13 protein-coding genes and 1 pseudogene are annotated in these 17685 nt (G+C 61.1%); 5 read left to right on the top strand and 9 right to left on the bottom strand.

Annotated elements, in window-relative coordinates; all coding sequences use genetic code 11:
- Nucleotides 1–319: 319 nt before the first annotated feature.
- The 7 genes from BUS06_RS26035 to oxlT form a co-directional block, all read right to left on the bottom strand.
- Nucleotides 320–2521, bottom strand: coding sequence for a xanthine dehydrogenase family protein molybdopterin-binding subunit (locus tag BUS06_RS26035; RefSeq protein WP_074267275.1), 2202 nt, complete (start codon nt 2519–2521; stop codon nt 320–322).
- Nucleotides 2518–3504 carry an FAD binding domain-containing protein gene (locus tag BUS06_RS26030; protein ID WP_074267274.1) on the bottom strand — a complete coding sequence of 329 codons (987 nt, stop codon included), beginning with the start codon at nt 3502–3504 and terminating at the stop codon, nt 2518–2520. The genes BUS06_RS26035 and BUS06_RS26030 overlap by 4 nt, the downstream gene beginning before the upstream one ends.
- Nucleotides 3504–4073 carry a (2Fe-2S)-binding protein gene (locus BUS06_RS26025; RefSeq protein WP_083611605.1) on the bottom strand — a complete coding sequence of 190 codons (570 nt, stop codon included), beginning with the start codon at nt 4071–4073 and terminating at the stop codon, nt 3504–3506. Before BUS06_RS26025 ends, BUS06_RS26030 begins: the two co-directional genes overlap by 1 nt.
- Nucleotides 4074–4536: 463 nt before the next feature.
- Complete coding sequence (locus tag BUS06_RS26020) at nt 4537–4968, bottom strand: PAS domain-containing protein (protein WP_074267273.1); 432 nt, start codon at nt 4966–4968, stop codon at nt 4537–4539.
- A gap of 106 nt (nt 4969–5074) precedes the next feature.
- Nucleotides 5075–6325: a formyl-CoA transferase gene (frc, locus tag BUS06_RS26015; RefSeq protein WP_074267272.1), complete on the bottom strand. Its 1251-nt coding sequence runs from the start codon at nt 6323–6325 to the stop codon at nt 5075–5077.
- 26 nt (nt 6326–6351) lie between these two features.
- Nucleotides 6352–8094 (bottom strand): oxalyl-CoA decarboxylase, encoded by a 1743-nt coding sequence (gene oxc, locus BUS06_RS26010; protein WP_074267271.1) that lies wholly within the window; start codon nt 8092–8094, stop codon nt 6352–6354.
- Between the two features lie 63 nt (nt 8095–8157).
- A complete protein-coding gene (oxlT, locus tag BUS06_RS26005) occupies nt 8158–9489 on the bottom strand; it encodes an oxalate/formate MFS antiporter (protein ID WP_074267270.1) in 1332 nt (443 codons plus the stop codon).
- Between the two features lie 453 nt (nt 9490–9942).
- Here oxlT and BUS06_RS26000 point away from each other — a divergent pair, with 453 nt between their 5' ends.
- Nucleotides 9943–10332, top strand: coding sequence for a hypothetical protein (locus BUS06_RS26000; protein WP_074267269.1), 390 nt, complete (start codon nt 9943–9945; stop codon nt 10330–10332).
- 27 nt (nt 10333–10359) lie between these two features.
- Here BUS06_RS26000 and BUS06_RS38355 read toward each other — a convergent pair.
- A pseudogene (locus BUS06_RS38355) lies at nt 10360–10552 on the bottom strand (MFS transporter); the annotation flags it as partial.
- 232 nt (nt 10553–10784) lie between these two features.
- Between BUS06_RS38355 and BUS06_RS25995 the strand changes: the two are divergent.
- The 3 genes from BUS06_RS25995 (at nt 10785) to BUS06_RS25985 (ending at nt 14344) form a co-directional block, all read left to right on the top strand.
- Nucleotides 10785–12278 (top strand): ATP-binding protein, encoded by a 1494-nt coding sequence (locus BUS06_RS25995; RefSeq protein WP_074267268.1) that lies wholly within the window; start codon nt 10785–10787, stop codon nt 12276–12278.
- On the top strand, nt 12263–13630 hold the full coding sequence (locus BUS06_RS25990) for a sigma-54-dependent transcriptional regulator (protein WP_074267267.1): 1368 nt from the start codon (nt 12263–12265) through the stop codon (nt 13628–13630). Before BUS06_RS25995 ends, BUS06_RS25990 begins: the two co-directional genes overlap by 16 nt.
- A 231-nt stretch (nt 13631–13861) precedes the next feature.
- Nucleotides 13862–14344 (top strand): SgcJ/EcaC family oxidoreductase, encoded by a 483-nt coding sequence (locus tag BUS06_RS25985; protein WP_074267266.1) that lies wholly within the window; start codon nt 13862–13864, stop codon nt 14342–14344.
- 51 nt (nt 14345–14395) lie between these two features.
- Here BUS06_RS25985 and BUS06_RS25980 read toward each other — a convergent pair whose 3' ends face one another.
- Nucleotides 14396–15376: a hypothetical protein gene (locus tag BUS06_RS25980; protein ID WP_074267265.1), complete on the bottom strand. Its 981-nt coding sequence runs from the start codon at nt 15374–15376 to the stop codon at nt 14396–14398.
- Between the two features lie 449 nt (nt 15377–15825).
- Between BUS06_RS25980 and BUS06_RS25975 the strand changes: the two genes are divergently transcribed.
- Nucleotides 15826–17580: a PQQ-binding-like beta-propeller repeat protein gene (locus BUS06_RS25975; RefSeq protein ID WP_074267264.1), complete on the top strand. Its 1755-nt coding sequence runs from the start codon at nt 15826–15828 to the stop codon at nt 17578–17580.
- Nucleotides 17581–17685 lie beyond the last annotated feature (105 nt).

The following is a 17685-nucleotide window of genomic DNA, read 5'->3' as shown; positions in this document are numbered from 1 at the left end:
CTGCGTGCAACGTCCTGAACGGTGGGTTGAAGGTCCGCTTTGCGTCAAGTCGAACGGCAGAAACGCCGCAAACTATGTCTTGGCGCGTGAGCGCTGAAGCTCCGGTTCTGCAGGCGTCCACATGAGCGCGCATAACTCTGCCCTACACCGAGGCGGGACACACCCCCTACAGTCGCAAGTAACGGCGCGCCGTCAGGTCTTCGGCGACGCGAGAAGGTCTTCAAGGATGCGCTCAAGATGGATGGAATGAATCGCTAACGGCGGGCGGGTCGCAACGGCCTCCGTGCTCCCCATGTCCATATCGGGGAACCGGCAGCTTCTACAAACCGCCCATCAACTTATTGGGTGTGATCGGTAATTCGCGCACCCGCACGCCGATGGCGTCGTAGACCGCGTTGGCGACGGCGGCGGCAACCCCTGTGGCGCAGAGTTCTCCGATACCTTTGGCGCCGAGCGGTCCGGAGTTGGCGTCGTATTCGTCGACGAACCCGACATCGATGGCCGGCGGAATGTCTGCGTTCACGGGCAGCGCAACGCCGGCCAGGTCTTTCGAAATCCAGCGGCCCAGAGCCGGCTCGAAGTGGCTACCCTCCATCGCCGCCATACCCCAGCCCCAGACGATGCCGCCTATCATCTGTGACCGCGCAGTCCGAGGGTTAATGATACGGCCGGCGCTATAGATTCCTGTTGCCCGCCGCAAACGCAGCAGGCCCAGATCCGGATCGACGGCGACTTCCACGAAGATCACGCCAAACGTACGAGCAGGAAATTCCGGAGCACCCATATCAACGGGCGCCCCACCAGGCAGGTCGAAGGCGCCGTCGCAAACAAGTTCAAAGACGCCTGCCTCGTCCAACACGGACTGGATGCTGCGCGACCTTTCGCCATAGAGAATGTGCCCGTTGCGCATGGTCACCTCTTCCGTCGGCCAACCGGCCAGCCGCGCGAGCTTCGCGCGCACCCCTTGCGCCGCCTGCTGCAACGCCGCGCCTGTGCTGATCGTCGTCCCCGAGCCATAAGTCGGCCCCGAATAAGGCAGTGAGGTGTCACCTGCCAGAACGCTGACTTCCTCTGGCTTCAGGCCCAGGATTTCTGCGACGATCTGCGGAAAGACCGTGGCGGGACCAGTGCCGATGTCGCAGAAGCTGGATTCCAGTCGCGCCATTCCGTGTGCGTTGAGCCGTACTCGCGCGGTGGTATGGAATCGCGCCTGCCCCTGGCTGCAATCGGCGAGGCCGCAGCCAATGCGCCAATGTCCGTCGCGCGTACCGCCCTTTGGCCTGTCTTGCCAACGGAAGCGGCGCGCGCCTTCGTTATAGGCCTCTCGTAATTTTTTCGACGACCACGACTTCCCGCTTTCAGGATCGGTTTCAGCGTAGTTGGCGAGCCGCAACTCCAGCGGATCGACCTTCAACGTGCGTGCCAGTTCGTCCATGGCCGAGCCGAGCGACCATGAACCTGGGCCGTCCCATGGAGAGCGCATGAAGGTCGGCAGCACGACATTCCCACGGCGAACCTTCTGGCTGGTCGAAATGTTATCGCATGCATAAAAGGACCGTCCCGGGATCGATCCGAACTCGACATAATCTTCCGTGACGCTCGTGATGTTGGTGACCGCGTGGACAATGCCAAGCAGTTTGCCGTCCTCGCTGGCACCCAACGCGACGTTTTGCGTCATCTGCGGCTGAAATCCGACCATGTCGTACATGTTCTGCCGACTGAGCACCAGTTTGACTGGCCGACGCGTCACCCAGGCCGCCATGCTGGCGAGGATTTCGTGCGGCCAGACGAACGCTTTCACACCGAATCCGCCGCCCGTGTACGGGGAAACTACCCGGACCCACGCCGGGTCGATGCCGAACGCGGCAGCGAGCGTGTTTTGAACCGCCGGCAGGTGTTGCACCGAGTCGTAAACGGTAAGCTGCTTGTCCTTCCAGACTGCCAGGATGGCGCACGGCTCCATCGGGTTTGCGTGGCGAGACGGCTGTATGTACTCGGCACCCGTCCTGAGCGGTGCGGCGGCGATAGCCGACGCCGCATCACCCTTGCAAAATTCCAAAGCACTCGAATGGGAATAGCCACCCCGCTCCGGCGCAGGCGGTTCGGCTGGTGCGGTGTCGGGCACGATGAAGGAAGTGGCTCGGTAGTCCACGCATACGGAATCCGCACCTGACTCGGCCGCTTCGATGCTCTCCGCCAGCACGATTGCCACCGGCTGCCCCTCATAAACGACTTCGTCAGTCTGCATCGGAACGAAGCGGGTGGCGAGCGGCGGAACACTGATGTCGGCCAGCCTTGCATGCACTTTCGGCATGTCGGCGGCGGTTAGCACGTGCGTCACACCGGGCATCGCCAACGCCTCGTGCGCGTCGATCTTCTCGACCCAACCGGCCGGAACGGTGGCAGATACCATCACCGCATAGAGCTGTGCTGGCAGATTCTGGTCGCCGGCATAACGGGCCGCGCCCGTCACCTTTACCGGACCGTCGAAGCGTGCAATCGATTCACCCGAATGGTTCATGGCGCACTCGCCGCGAGTTCGATGGCGCGAAGCGTAGCGTTGCGAGCGAGCGCGATCTTGTATCCGTTGGACGATAGCGGTCGGGCATCGGCAAAGCTTGCCCCTACCGCAGCCGCGACGCCGGCCGAGCCCAGCCGCTCGCCGACTAGCAGTCGCTCTGTCTCGTCGAGACGCCAGGGGCGCATTGCTACGGACCCCAAAGCAACGCGAGCCTTGTTGATCACGTCGCCGTCCAGTTCGAGCGCTACCGCCGCGGACACGATGGCGTACTCATAACTCTCCCGCTCCCGAATCTTCAAATATGCAGATTTCGGCGCTGGCCCACCTAATTCGATACTGGTGATCAGTTCGCCATGACGCAACACGGTGTGTGCGGATGGATTTTCGTCGGGCAGCACATGGAAGCTGCGTGCGGGAATGCGCCGGCCGCCGCCTTGCGCATCCTCGGTTACGATCACCGCATCCAGTGCAGCGAGCGCCACTGCCGGGTCGGAGGGCTGCACCGCCACACATTCGTCGGTCCAGCCGAAGATCGCGTGCCTTTCGTTCAGGCCGTGCAATGCTGCGCAGCCCGAGCCCGCCACTCGCTTGTTGCACGGTGTGGGCGCATCGGCACGGAAGTAGGCGCAGCGTACACGTTGCAGGGGATTGCCGCCGATAGTCGCAAGATTGCGCAACTGGGCAGAGGCCGATTTCAGAATCGCCTGCGACAGGACGGGATAAGCGTTGCGGACCCGTTCGTGTTGCGCCACATCGTTAAGCCTGGCAAGTGCGCCGATCCGCAGCCCCCCGCATGGTAACGCTTCGATGCGATCCATTTCAGGCACACGGCTGATATCGACGACCCGTTCAGGTTTGGTAATCCCGATGCGGAACCAGTTGAGGAGTTCAGTCCCACCCGCCAGCACCGCCGCGTCGGGCAGTTGGGCGAGCGTCAGGGCATCGGCCCGCGTCGTCGCGCAGGCATAGCTAAAGTCGCGCATCAGCCCATCTCCTTCGCGGCAGCCTCGACAGCCGCCGCGATCTGCGGATACGCAGAACAGCGACAGATATTACCGCTCATCCATTCGCGAATTTCAGCGTTGGAACCGGTGTGTCCCTCGGCAATGCAGCCCACAGCGGACATGATCTGGCCACAGGTACAAAAACCACACTGGAAGGCATCGTGCTCAATGAAGGCCTGCTGGACGGGATGCAGCACCCCATCACTCGCTAATCCCTCTATCGTGGTGATTTTCTTGCCATCGGCACTGACTGCGAGCACGAGGCAGGCATTGACGCGCCGGTTATCCATCAACACCGTGCAAGCGCCGCATTCTCCGCGGTTGCAGCCCTTTTTTGCGCCTGTCAACTGCACCTGTTCGCGCAACAGATCCAAAAGGGTCGTCCTTGCTTCCACGTTGACGGAATGCTCAACGCCATTGATCTGGACGTGCGTCCACCTGCGTGGGGCAAACCGCGTTTCCATTTCTGGATCAGGCTGCCCATTCGCCGTGATTGTCTCGCCGTCTGTCGCGGGACCGGCAACGGCGGTCAACGAATCGTTGTTCATGACAGGCCTCGGCAAACGCTCGTCTTTACGAGGATGCCTCACTCCGTCCTAAGTCTGGCGGTATGAGGCTTCAGTCAACACAGACAGGACCGGCAGAATCTGCTCGGTCCAAAAATTATAGATGCCCATCGTCGGTTTGCAAGAATTCGCGCAGAACGTATGGCAGCGAATCTTTGATGTTTGGATGCCGATATTGTGAGGACTCCGTGCGGCTTGTAACCTGATTCGTCGGTCAGTCGTATCCGATCCCTTAAGTCAGACCTATGAACGACGATGGTGGTAGCGCAAACCGATTGCGGTAAGAAGAGGGACCGCCGCCAGAAGAGGATTTCGCATTGGACTGCCAGCTAACAATATGATGATATCGTCGAAAACACGTACCGATTCCAATAGATGATGGCGCAACGGGTATAGCCGGTTCCCCAGCATTTCTACATGCCCCCGCAATCTCCCGAGTCTCCACTCACGCACCCACGCCCCCTTCCAGTTCCGCAAGGCGCTTGCGCAGCAAGCGATCCTCCTGAAAGCGGCTGGTTTCGTCACGGATCACTGCAACGATACCGGTAAGCTCATTCTGCGGCGAATGCAGCAACGCAACCGTAAACGCAATCGACAGTGCCCGCCCGTCCTTGTGTGTGGCGGGAACGCGCAGTACGTCGTTGCCATAGCGGGTTTCGCCCGTTGCCATGGTCTTGTGATATCCGTCCCAATGGCGGCCGCGCAAACGTTCCGGAATGATCAGGTCCAGTGAGTTTCCCAGCGCTTCGCTTTGCGTAAAGCCGAACATGCGTTCGGCCGCGGGGTTCCACAATGTGATGCTGCCGCCGGCATCGGAAATGATAATCGCGTCGCCGATTGCATTGACGAGTTGCTGAAAGTCGATAGCTGTTTGCATAGCGCTCCCCCCAACGTAAAACCGCAGACCCTTGAATCGGATACGGCGCCACCAGGGACGCCGTATCTGCAGGACCAACCATACAAAATGGGCCTGCCTTGCACCGTTAAACCGCTTTGACTTCGCGCAGGTTGAAGATGTCCTGCTTGCTGTAGCCAAGGCTCGCCAGTACTTCCTCCGTGTGTTCGCCGAGCAAGGGGGACGCGGTGACTTCCGGCTTCATATCCGAGAACTTGATCGGACTGCCGACCGTCAGATACGAGCCGCGTTTCTTGTGCGGCACTTCGACGATCGTGCCGCTCGCGCGCAACGACGGATCGTTGGCGAGTTCTTTCATCGTCAGCACCGGCGCGCACGGAATGTCGAACTTGCGCAAGATGTCGACCGCTTCGAATTTGGTCTTGTCGGCCAGCCAGGCTTCGATGGTTCCGAAGATCTCGAAGATATGCGGTTGACGTGCTTCGGCAGTCTTGTAGGCCGGATCATCGATCCATTCGGGTTTGCCGAGTGCCTTGCAGATCGGCTCCCACGCATGGCCCTGGATCGTAAAGTAAATGTACGCGTTCGGATCCGTTTCCCAGCCCTTGCACTTGAGCACCCAGCCCGGCTGACCACCGCCGCCTGCGTTGCCGCCACGCGGCACGACGTCGCTGAATTCGCCGTGCGGATACTGCGGATATTCCTCGAGATAGCCCACGCGCTCCAGCCGCTGCTGGTCCCGCAACTTCACGCGGCACAGGTTCAGCACGCTGTCTTGCATCGACACCGCGACCTTCTGGCCTTTACCGGTTTTGTCGCGCCCCAGCAGCGCGGTCAGAATGCCGATTGCCAGATGCATGCCGGTGTTGCTGTCGCCGAGTGCCGCGGCGCTGATGGTCGGCGGACCGTCCCAGAAGCCGGTGGTGGATGCCGCACCACCTGCGCATTGCGCGACGTTTTCGTAGACCTTCAGGTCGTCGTAGTGATGGCCGTCGCTGAAGCCCTTCACCGAAGCAACGATCATCTTCGGATTGAGTTCGTTCAGGCGTTCCCACGAAAAGCCCATCCGGTCCAACGCGCCCGGCCCAAAATTTTCGACTAGCACGTCTGATTCGCGAATCAGTCTTTCGAGTACTTCCTTGCCTTCGGGCTTTTTCGTGTCCAACGTCAGCGACTTCTTGTTGCTGTTGAGCATCGTGAAGTACAGCGCGTCGGCGTCGGGGATGTCGCGCAACTGATTGCGCGTCACGTCGCCCGAACCCGGTCGTTCAACCTTGATCACGTCGGCGCCGAACCACGCGAGCAACTGGGTGCACGCCGGGCCAGCCTGAACATGGGTGAAGTCGATGATCTTGATGCCTTCGAGAGGTTTGGTCACTTTGGTATCTCCGTAGTTACTCTGGATCACTTTTTCATTGCCGCGCTTTGCGGATTCAGATTGGTCAGGCGGCCGCTTTCGGTCCCCGCCGCTTCATCAATGACGGCATTGATCAAGGTCGGCTTGCCCGATGCGATTGCTTCAAGCAGCGCCTTGGTCAGTTCTTCCGGCGTGGTCGCGTGGTGGCCGACACCGCCAAATGCCTCGATCATCTTGTCGTAGCGTGCGCCCTTCACGAACACGGTCGGCGCGACGTCCTTGCCGCCCGTCGGGTTCACGTCGGTACCGCGATACACGCCGTTGTTGTTGAATACGATCGTGCAAACAGGCAAGTCATAACGGCAGATGGTTTCGAGTTCCATGCCGCTGAAACCGAACGCGCTGTCACCTTCGATCGCGACAACCGGTTTGCCACTCGTCACCGCCGCGCCTATCGCGAAGCCCATGCCGATGCCCATGATTCCCCACGTGCCCGAGTCGAAGCGTTTGCGCGGCTCGTACATGTCGATGATGCTGCGCGCGTAGTCGAGCGTATTCGCGCCCTCGTTGACGACGTTGATGTCCGGGCGCGTCTTCAGTACATCGCGGATCGCGCGCAGCGCACTGTGGAAATTCATCGGCGACGGGTTCTTGTCGAGCGTGGCAGCCATCTTTGCAAGGTTCTTGCTCTTGCGCTCGGCGATCGCGCCGGTCCATTCGTCGCTCGGCTTCGAAAATCCCGCCTCGAGGCCTGCTCTCAATGCCGCCACGCACGAGCCGATATCGCCGATCACCGGCGCGGTAATCGCGACGTTGCTGTCGATCTCGGTCGGCGAAATATCAACCTGAACAAACTTCTTCGGCTCTGCGCCCCACGTTTTACCCTTGCCATGCGAGAGCAGCCAGTTCAAACGCGCGCCGATCAGCACGACGACATCCGCTTCCTGCAGCACGAACGAGCGCGCCGCCGACGCCGATTGCTCGTGCGTATCGGGCAACAGGCCCTTGGCCATCGACATCGGCAGATATGGAATGCCACTTTGCTCGACGAACGCGCGGATCTCCGCGTCAGCCTGCGCATACGCTGCCCCCTTGCCGAGCAGGATCAGTGGACGCTTCGCGCTCTTCAATACGTCGATTGCACGCTTGACCGATTCCGGCGCCGGCAGTTGACGTGGCGCGGCGTCGACCACTTTGACCAGCGACTGCTGCGCCTTCACGGCGTCCAGCGTTTGCGCGAGCAGCTTGGCTGGCAAGTCCAGATACACGCCACCAGGGCGGCCCGACACCGCAGCACGAATCGCACGCGCCACACCGATGCCGATGTCTTCGGCATGCAGCACGCGATATGCGGCCTTCGCGTACGGCTTGGCCGCGTTCAACTGATCCATTTCTTCGTAATCGCCCTGCTGCAGATCGACGATTTCGCGCTCGCTCGAGCCGCTGATCAGGATCATCGGGAAGCAGTTGGTGGTCGCGTTGGCGAGCGCCGTGAGGCCGTTGAGAAAGCCCGGTGCCGACACCGTCAGACAGATGCCCGGCTTCTGCGTCATGAAGCCGCTAATGGCCGCTGCGTTACCCGCGTGCTGTTCGTGACGAAAGCCGATGAAACGCATCCCTTCCGCTTGCGCCAGCCGCGCCAGGTCGGTAATCGGGATACCGACAAGGCCGAAGATGGTGCTGATGTCGTTCAGTTTCAGCGCGTCGATGACGAGATGAAATCCATCGGTCGTCTGGGCTATCTCCTGCTTCGGGGTCGCTTCTGTTGCGGGCCTATCGGCTTCTGCCATGATATGTCTCCTTGGTCACGGGGCTTTGTGGGATTCGTCGTGAGGGCGCGCTCACGTCGTGGTTTATTTAGGTGAACCGCCAGGCGATGGCTGCAGTCGTGCTTCGGCGATGACCACACCGGCCGTCGCGCCAGAATTTTCAATCCAGCGCTTTCTCATCGGGGCGAGGATGAACTTCGCGGACACAGCCGCTGTGATCGAGATCACTGCCGCCGAAATGAACACCGTGCTCCAGCCGCCGTTTGCCGACAGCACCGACGCGATCGGCACCAGCATCGACGCGGTACCTTTCGCGGTATAGAGCGTTCCCGCATTAGCCGCGGCGTATTTGCTGCCGAACGTATCCGCGCAGGTTGCCGGGAAGATCGAGAAGATCTCGCCCCAACACAGGAACACGGCAGCGGCGAAGAACATGAATGCGTAGGGGTTATGGCCGAACTGCATGAGTCCCAGCAGCGCGAGACCTTCGCCGAGAAAGATCATGAACATCGTGTTTTCGCGGCCAATGCGGTCCGACAGAAAACCGCACAACGGACGCGTGAAGCCGTTGCACAAGTTGTCGATCGACAGCGTCATCGTGAGCAGCGGCAGCGTGATGCCCAGCAGATTCACCGGCAGTTTGGCGAAGCCGTATTCCTTCGCGATGGGCCCAAGCTGCGCGGTCGCAATGATGCCGCCGGCCGCGACGAACACGAACATGAGATACAGCACCCAGAAGAGCGGCGAGCGGATCATCTCGCCGGGCGTGTAGTCGATCTTGCTTGCGACCACGCGTCTGGTTGCGACCGCGGTTGCGGGTGGCTTCGGCCGTACCAGCATGGTGGCGAGCAGCAGAATGCAGACGCCCTGGAAAATGCCGAAGAACATGAACGTGTGCTCGTAGCCTGAGCGCTGGATCATGTTGGCGATTGGGATTACGGTGACAGCCGCGCCGGCGCCGAAACCTGCCGCGGTCAAACCGGCTGCGAGACCGCGCTTGTCCGGAAACCATTTGAGTGCCGTGCCGACGCAGGTGCCGTACACGCAGCCCGCACCGATGCCGGCGATCACTGCCGCGGCGTATAGCTCGGCGAGACTGCTCGCATGCGCGTCGATGATCCAGCCGAGCGCCGCACACAGCGAGCCGCCGATCACAACCGGGCGCGGCCCGAACTTGTCGACGAGCCAACCCTCGACGGGCACAAGCCAGGTTTCGGTGACGATGAAGATTGTGAACGCGGTCTGGATTGCCGCCTGGCCCCAATGGTGGGCGTTGTCCATCGGTACGACGAACAGTGTCCACGCATATTGCAGATTCGCGACAAGCCCCATGCACACGACGCCGATCGCCAGTTGCATCCAGCGGTGATGCCAGAAGGCCGTGCGGCTTCCTCCGGGTACGTTGGAATGTCCCATGTCTTTCGTCTCCTGTATATTCCGTCGCGCTCGAACGGCGCGTTGGACCTACGTGATCGAATCGCTTCATGGCCCGTTTGCCTGTGGGCAATGAAGCGCCAATGGTCGGCCAGACGAAATTGCGCTAACGAAAACCCTTACCGTCGATCGAAACGACAACTGGGAAGGTGTTTGGCGTAGAGCGCGTCTGAGGGATGCTGCGCGAGAACAACAATAAGTGAAAGTTAAAACATTTTATGGTTTGTATTAGGCATACCTAATGGATGGGTTTGCGGCCGCTGGCTGTGGGCTTGTGAGAAAGGCAACGCGACTGTCCAGGCACCGAATTTGGTTGCTGCTGTGCCGGGAGCCGACACATAAGCAATGAGTTATCGTTTATCCAAATAACTTTAATTATTGTTTATTGATGCGCCAGCCTATTCTTGGTCGTGCCTATTCCTCAAGGAGACGACCATGAACCCCTCCCAGTTCGATGTTCGCGAGAGCGCGCATGATGCGGAAGTCGAGGCGCAACTGTGCGCCTATAACAGCGCATTCGATGAACTCGGCCTGCGCTTCCGTTGGGACGCGAGCACGCTGGCGTCACTAGCCCGGATCGACGATGAGCAGGCGCAAATTGCTACGTACATCGAAGCGCACCATCCGCACTTGCTGAAAGCGTATAGCGCCGTATTTCTGAGCCAGGCCATTCTCGAGAAGAAAAAAGCTCGCCGTCCAGCGCGCCTACCGATGCACGTCGAAAGTGCACCGCCTCTGAATCACGTGACACGTCAGCCGCAGATGAACAGCCGGCACGCGCGCGTGTCGTACGAGGTCGAGCTGCCGGCGCTGGCTGGTGTTTAGAGGCGGTGCCGCTCCACGATGGAAGTATCTGAGCCCTGCACCGCAGTAGAGCCACAACACAGGCGAGCCGGTTGAAATCGCCCCAAGGGCGATGAAGGGCGCGGGATAGCCAAAGTGACGCGCGAGCAAACCGCCAGGCGCCGGGCGCCGGGCTCAACGCGGCGCCCGCCGCCTGCACTGTTATCACGACGCCTTGTCCGGCATTGACACGCCCAGTGCCGGCACTTGTGCAACCCCCATTCCACCCGCCGATGCCATTCCCGGCCAACCTTGCGCACGGGCCCACGTCAGCAGGTGTCGCGTTACTGGACAGCCGCTGTCCGCAGAGTCGACAGTAAGTGGTGCCCGAGAGCGCCGTGACGTTTGCCCTGTCAGCCGGCGTGGCTCATCCTCCCCGCTTTGCGTGGCCGGTTTTTTGCTACTCTTGAAGTCCTCCCTTTCGCTACCGGCTTATGCCCGCAACCCGACGTCGTCTCTCGTTCGCCAGCCAACTCGTGGTTTTCTGGCTGCTGGTTGCGGTGATGTGCGCGCTCCTCATCGGCCTCGTCTGGTTCATGGCGCAAGGCAATCTGGAGCGGCAGATCGGCGTTGCGCGTCAACAGGCGCAGGCCGGTTGCGAGGCAGTCGCCTCCCGCTATGACTTTTCCTTAGACCGAAGCTCCGATGCGCAAGGCGCGCCGAACACAGACCTGATGCATGCGATTCTTGACGTGGTGCTCGCGCAGATGCCAGGCGTCGAAGGCGGCTTCTGGCGTCCGACGGACAGCGCGCGTGGCACGTTCGACGCCTACGCTTTTCCGACCTACGAGGGCAGCGGCATCAAGCGAGATATTCCGGAAGCCGAAACGCCGTTGATTCTGCGCACGCTGCGTGGGGTGACGGGCGGCCAGGCAGCGTCCGGGTTTGTCGAAGGACGGCAGGACGCTGTCATCGTTTCGGCCTGTCCCGTGCCGCATCGCGCCGGCCTGCTCGCGTGGACGCTCACACGCGTGCGGCCGCCGCTCGGCCCGTATGGCAAGACCCTCGTCACCGCGCTTGCTGTCCTGCTCGCTGTAATCATCGGAATTGCGATTGCGTTGGGCATACTGCTGCGCCGTTGGCGCGGCAATCTTGCCCGCGTCGAGAAGAGCCTGAGCGAGCCAGCGGATCTGCACGCGCCTTTCACTCCGATCGAGCCCACCGGCGAGCCGGACCTGGACAAGATCGTCGCCGCATTTAACGCTTACGGTACGCGCACCACGGCACTGCAACATCGGACGGGCGACCTCGACAGGAAGCTTGCGGGCGCCGAACGGTTTGCCGCGCTCGGCCGGCTGGCGGCGCAAATCGCTCACGAGATCCGTAATCCGATCGGCGCGATGCGGCTCAAAGCAGAAAACGCGCTGGCTGGAGACGCACAGCGCCAGCACCGCGCGCTTGCGTCGATCCTCGAACAGATTCAGCGCGTGGAAACGCAGCTGGCCGGTTTGCTTGCGCTCACGCAGCCGGTCCGCATCGACGCGCAACCGGTCGTGTTGCGCGAATGGCTGGCTGAGCGCATCGAGCTGTATCTCGATGCCGCGACGCAGGCCGGCATCGCGCTCGTCCTTGACGAGAATAAGGACCTGCCGCACGAGGCGCGTTTCGACGCGGCGCAACTGGCACGCGCTATCGACAATCTGATTCTAAACGCACTGCGCCATACACCCGCTGGGGGCCACGTCATGTTGCGCGCGGCGCAGCATGCGGATACCTTGAGCATCGAAGTCGCCGACGACGGACCGGGCGTGCCACCCGCCGAGCGCGAGCGCATCTTTGAGCCATTCGTGACCGGCCACGCCACCGGCTCGGGGCTGGGTCTCGCCGTGGTGCGGGAAATTGCCGTGGCGCATGGCGGCCGCGCCTTCTATGCCGTGCGTCCACGCGGCGCCTGTTTTGTGATCGAGCTGCCATGCCGCACATCCTGATCGTCGACGACGATGACGCGTTCCGCGAGAGTCTCGCCGAAACCCTTGGCGATCTGGGCCATACCGTCATCGAGGCAAGCGGAGGCCGCCAGGCACTCGAGTGTTTCACGAGCGGCGTGCCTATCGACTGCGCATTCCTCGACTTCAGGATGACGGATATGAGCGGCATCGAGCTGCTCGAACAGTTGCGCGCCATGCCCGAGCGCAAGACCCTGCCGGTTGTCGTGCTGACCGCATTCGCCACCAGCGACAATACCATTCACGCGATGCGTCTCGGTGCATTCGAACACCTGACCAAACCGGTGGGACGTGACGCAATTGCTGAGCTGCTGCGCAAGATTGCAGCATCGAATCAAAGCTCGTTCACCGCCACCCAGGTTGCGTCTGACGAGGCGTGGGGCGACGACACCGCGCCGCGCCTGCTAGGCAGCAGCGATGCATTACGCGACGCGCAAAAGCAGATCGGCCGTGCTGCCGCCACGGATTCGACTGTGCTGATCAGTGGCGAAACCGGCACAGGCAAGGAGGTGGCGGCGCGCGTCCTGCACGACGCGTCGGCGCGCCGCCTGCGTCCCTTCGTTGCGATAAATTGCGCGGCCATTCCCACTGAACTGCTCGAGAGCGAACTCTTCGGTCACGCGAAAGGGGCGTTCACGGGAGCGCAAATGCAACGCGTCGGCCGCTTCGTCGAGGCGAACGGCGGCACGCTGTTTCTCGACGAGATTGGGGATCTGCCTTTGCCGATGCAAGCGAAACTGCTGCGGGTAATTCAGGAGCGCGTGTTGACGCCGCTCGGAAGCAACCTCAACACGCCGATCGACGTACGGATCGTTGCGGCGACGCATCGCGACCTCGGTGCCGAAGTCGCCGCGGGGCGATTCCGCGAGGATCTGTTCTACCGGCTCAACGTGATCCCGATTCATCTGCCGCCGTTGCGCGAACGCCCCGACGATATCCTTGCGCTCGCCGCGCATTTTCTGGCGCTCGCCGCGCAGCGCTCCGGAATCTCGCGCACGCTCGGTGCGAGCGCCGAGCGACGTCTGCTCGCGCATACGTGGCCGGGCAACGTGCGCGAGCTGAAAAACGCGATGGAGCGTGTCGCCGCACTCGCGCGCGGCCCGCTTGCCACCGACGACGACCTCGCGTTTCTAACCGCACCGCAGATCGCGGCCAGCGATCTGCCCGGCGCGCTGCTCGATTTGCCGCTGCCTGAAGCCATTGAACGCCTGGAGCGAGCCTCGATCGAACGCGCGTTGCGACTCGCTGCCGGCAATCGCGCTGAAGCCGCGCGGCGTCTCGGCATTAGCCGCCAGTCGCTCTATACGAAGATGGCTGCGTACAAGCTGGGCTGAAATTGCTGGGCAATGCGTCACCGATGTCCGGTTCATATCGCCCAGAAAGCGACGCTCGTTCCGGTACTCATCAAAACGTTCGAACGGCCCTTTTTCCCATAACGTGTCGCCGGTCGCCACCCGCCAGCGACCGGGCACAAGCCATCAATCAGATGTGGCTAACGCACACGGGACGTACCATACTTCAAGCGTTGTGCCTTCCTCTCACTGCCCGACAGGAGAAGTGCCGCCATGAAGCTATTTACCATTGCTATCCTGGCGGTCGTGCTCGCCGGGTGCGTCGCGAACCAAGGCATGTCAACCAATGCGGCGGCGGGGCATACGGAAAGCTGTAAGGTCACATCAGATCAAGAAATTGCGGCGTTGTTCGATCGATGGAATCAGTCGCTGCAAACCGGTGATCCACACGCCGTGGTTGCCAACTATGCGGAGCGGTCCATTCTTCTCCCCACGGTATCCAACAAGCCGCGCTTAACGGTGGCGGAGAAAGAGGACTATTTCCGCCATTTTCTACAGGATCGTCCATCCGGAAAGATTGACTTCCGCTACATTGAGCTGGGGTGCAATTCCGCTGTAGATGCCGGGCTTTACACATTCACCTTCGCAAGAACGGGAGTGGTTGTTCAAGCCCGTTACACCTACACCTATCGCTGGGATGGAGCGCAATGGCTAATCACAAGTCATCACTCATCGGTCATGCCGGAGAAGCAGTAACAGGGGTAAACCTGTTACCGTCCCCAGCTCGCCGCGGTCCCGAACAACGTATCAGCCGCCTGTAACCCGGTCCCAGCCGTGCCGCACGGCAGCCTTGAATCGCTCCCAACCGCTTTCCGGGTAACGCGACTCCCAGTCCTCGCGAGCGTTCGCTTCCACCCCTTGCCAATCATGTCCGCGATACCGCTCATCTTTTCCGAGCGTGGCTCCGTGTGCGTAGGCCCGCTGATATTCGTCGTATGACGCACCCGTACTCGCGTAATGGGCGTCGTATTCTTCCCGCAGTTCATCGACATAAGGCGTGTCGTCCATCGGAATGCCGGCGACGGGATCGCCCAGACGGCCCGTCCCCAATGTCTCCTCCGTCTTTATCCCGCTCGTGCTGTCCTCGGGCGAGTACGCTGCACGAGGAGATTTGACGCCTGCGAACGCATCCTCGGGCGGGCGGGCGAGCCCGACGTCGGGTACACCCGTCAGCTGCTGGCCGCTTTGCACGGACGCAGTCGATCCGAGCCCCTCCGTACGAGTCGTTACCTGCTGCATCCCGCCAACCATCCTCCCGCCCGCCGAAGAATAATCGGTAGCGCCCTGCGTTACGGGCCGCCCGGGTGAAGGCTCCTCGCTCGTCTCTATCGAACCATTTCGCCATACTTTGGCACGCTCTTCGATGTCGGCTGCGCCGGTGCGGCGCATCAAATCGCGAGCCAGGTCTACTTGCATTTCGGACACGTCGGCGCTGACGATCGCTCCACCTCGGCGGATCAATTCTCTGTAATCCTCAGTTTCCGGCGGATATTGTCCGCTTTTGAACAGCCGCGCAAACAATTGTTCGAGTTGATCGAACACTGGGTTGTGATGCCGCAGATCGCCGCTGCCTGGTGCATAAACACGCGGGCCACTTTCGACCGGTGCGTCATCTGACTTGGCATAGATGGCAATATCGGCCTGGGCTACGCCAGCCTCGCCCAATGTCCGTTGTGCCGAGCGCGCGTCAGCGTAGCTATCGAACACGCCTAAAACAGTCTGTCTCATGATTTGCTCCTCCGCAATCGTGGTGCGACAGTCTCGCCGCCGTGTCGTAGTGGGCGCAACACGCGTGCCCGGGGGCGGCAGGAAGTCGCCGACTTTCGCTCACCTCGAGCGGTCGTCCCGCGCGCACAGGACGGTTGCCTGTCTTTCATCCTTTCCTTGGCCGGTAGTAGTTACAGGACCGGCAGGCCAGCGCTAATCCAACGCTACCTTTCGGACGCTCGCAAACCTACGCCTGTCTCAATGCTGCGAAGTATTGGCGGGTGCATCGTCGGCGGCTGTCGTAGATTGACCCGAACCTAAACGTGTGAACAATGTCCTGCGCGTCCACCGACCTCGCGAATTCAGCGGGTGGTTCAGCAATGCCATTCGTCTGACATTAACCCCGTGGCCACTTGCGCGCTGTGGGTATGACGTGCTGTGGACCGCTCAAAAGCCGCTGGAGAATCGCCATGAAATCTCTACAACGCAGGCCGGCTTTTTCTTCCACTTTTTGGCGTCACCTATTGGAGATTTGCGTCGGATTGCTAATCGCCTCGGGCATTGGATCGTGCGGCGGCGGTTCGGGTAGCAGCCCGAGCGCCACCGGTTCGGGCAGCGCCGGCAGTACCTCCGGAACCACTTCTGCGCCTGGTACGCCGGGCACGACTACACCCGGGGGCACAACTACTGGCTCGACACCGACAACTGCGCAAACCTACCCGACCGACGTTCTCATGCACCACAACGACCTCGCGCGAACCGGTCAGATGCTTGCGGAAACAACGCTCACGCTAGCCAACGTCAACTCGACGACGTTCGGCAAGTTGCGCTTCCTGCCGGCGGACGGCAAAGTCGACGCGCAGCCTCTATTCGTAACGAATCTTATGATCGGCACGGCCGCGCACAATGTTGTCTATGTTGTGACAGAGCACGACAGCGTCTACGCTTACGACGCCGATAGCGGTAACGCGCTGTGGCAGATCTCGCTGGCCGCTGCGGGTGAAACCTCGAGTCCTGATCCGGGCTGCACGGATATCACACCGGAGATTGGTATCACTTCGACGCCGGTCATCGACCGCTCACGCGGTCCGAATGGCGCGCTATATGCCGTGGCCATGAGCACGGACGCCAGCGGGAACGTCCATCACCGCCTTCACGCGATCGATCTTGCAACAGGTGCGGAACTGTTTGGCGGCCCGACCGAAATCGCCGCGACGTATCCGGGAAGCGGCGCAGAAGGTGCGAATGGCGTCCTTACCTTCACGCCCTCCCTGCACACCGTGCGCGCTGCACTGACGTTGGTCAACGGCACCATCTACATGGGCTGGACCGCCCACTGCATGTCCGGGAACTACAACGGTTGGCTCATGGCGTACAGCGAGGATACGTTGCAGCAAACGGGAGCGCTGCCCGTTACCCCGAACGGCAGCCAGGGATCGGTCTGGATGGCGGGCTCGGGCATGGCATCGGATGGGACGTCCATCTATTTGATCGACGGCAACGGCACCTTCAACCCGACGCTCAATGCACAGGGATTTCCAGTCGATGGCGATCTGGGTGATGCATTTATCAAGCTCTCTGCCACCCCTGCACTGGTCGCAACCGATTACTTTGCCATGTACGACGTCGTGGCCCAGGCCGCTGCGGACGACGATTTCGGCTCGGGTGGGGCGATGCTGCTGCCTGATCAAACCGCCTCGGACGGAACCGTCAAGCATCTGGCTGTCGGAGCGGGCAAGGATACCCATATTTACGTGGTGGATCGCGACAACATGGGCAAGTTCAATTCAACGACCAACAACATCTGGCAGGAGATCACCGGTGTGTTGACCGGCGGCATCTGGGGTTCGCCGGCGTATTTTAACAATGTGGTTTATTACGGAGGACAGACCGATGCGCTTAAGGCGCTGCCCGTTACCAACGCGTTGCTTGCCACCACGCCGTCGTCGCAAAGCCCGACAACGTTCGCTTATCCCGGCGCCACGCCGGCCATTTCCGCGAACGGTACGAGTAACGGTATTGTGTGGGCGGCGGAAAACGGCACAGTCGGCGCGTTGCACGCCTACGATGCCACCAATCTCGCGCACGAGTTGTACAACAGCAATCAGGCCGGCACGCGGGATCAGTTCGGTCCGGGCAACAAGTTCATCACACCGATGATCGCGGATGGGAAAGTTTATGTAGGTGCGACGAACGGCGTTGCGGTCTACGGCTTGCTAAATTGATGGCGGGAGACGAGGCGTGCACGGGCGTCACGCCAGGTGATCTCTATTCGTGAGAACTCATAGCCTGATCGAAATACTATTTAGGCCGCTCACCCAGCGTTAGCC

Origin of the sequence: Paraburkholderia phenazinium (assembly GCF_900141745.1) — a bacterium.
Taxonomy (GTDB): Bacteria; Pseudomonadota; Gammaproteobacteria; order Burkholderiales; family Burkholderiaceae; genus Paraburkholderia; species Paraburkholderia phenazinium_B.
This window is presented reverse-complemented; position numbering and strand designations above follow the sequence as displayed.

Coding starts and splice junctions, on each gene's coding strand:
- BUS06_RS26030 (WP_074267274.1), bottom strand. CDS start 3,504: ATGCGCGACTTTAGCTATGCCTGCGCGACGACGCGGGCCGATGCCCTG.
- oxlT (WP_074267270.1), bottom strand. CDS start 9,489: ATGGGACATTCCAACGTACCCGGAGGAAGCCGCACGGCCTTCTGGCAT.
- BUS06_RS26025 (WP_083611605.1), bottom strand. CDS start 4,073: ATGAACAACGATTCGTTGACCGCCGTTGCCGGTCCCGCGACAGACGGC.
- BUS06_RS25990 (WP_074267267.1), top strand. CDS start 12,263: ATGCCGCACATCCTGATCGTCGACGACGATGACGCGTTCCGCGAGAGT.
- BUS06_RS25995 (WP_074267268.1), top strand. CDS start 10,785: ATGCCCGCAACCCGACGTCGTCTCTCGTTCGCCAGCCAACTCGTGGTT.
- oxc (WP_074267271.1), bottom strand. CDS start 8,094: ATGGCAGAAGCCGATAGGCCCGCAACAGAAGCGACCCCGAAGCAGGAG.
- BUS06_RS25975 (WP_074267264.1), top strand. CDS start 15,826: ATGAAATCTCTACAACGCAGGCCGGCTTTTTCTTCCACTTTTTGGCGT.
- BUS06_RS25980 (WP_074267265.1), bottom strand. CDS start 15,376: ATGAGACAGACTGTTTTAGGCGTGTTCGATAGCTACGCTGACGCGCGC.
- BUS06_RS26035 (WP_074267275.1), bottom strand. CDS start 2,521: ATGAACCATTCGGGTGAATCGATTGCACGCTTCGACGGTCCGGTAAAG.
- BUS06_RS25985 (WP_074267266.1), top strand. CDS start 13,862: ATGAAGCTATTTACCATTGCTATCCTGGCGGTCGTGCTCGCCGGGTGC.
- BUS06_RS26020 (WP_074267273.1), bottom strand. CDS start 4,968: ATGCAAACAGCTATCGACTTTCAGCAACTCGTCAATGCAATCGGCGAC.
- BUS06_RS26000 (WP_074267269.1), top strand. CDS start 9,943: ATGAACCCCTCCCAGTTCGATGTTCGCGAGAGCGCGCATGATGCGGAA.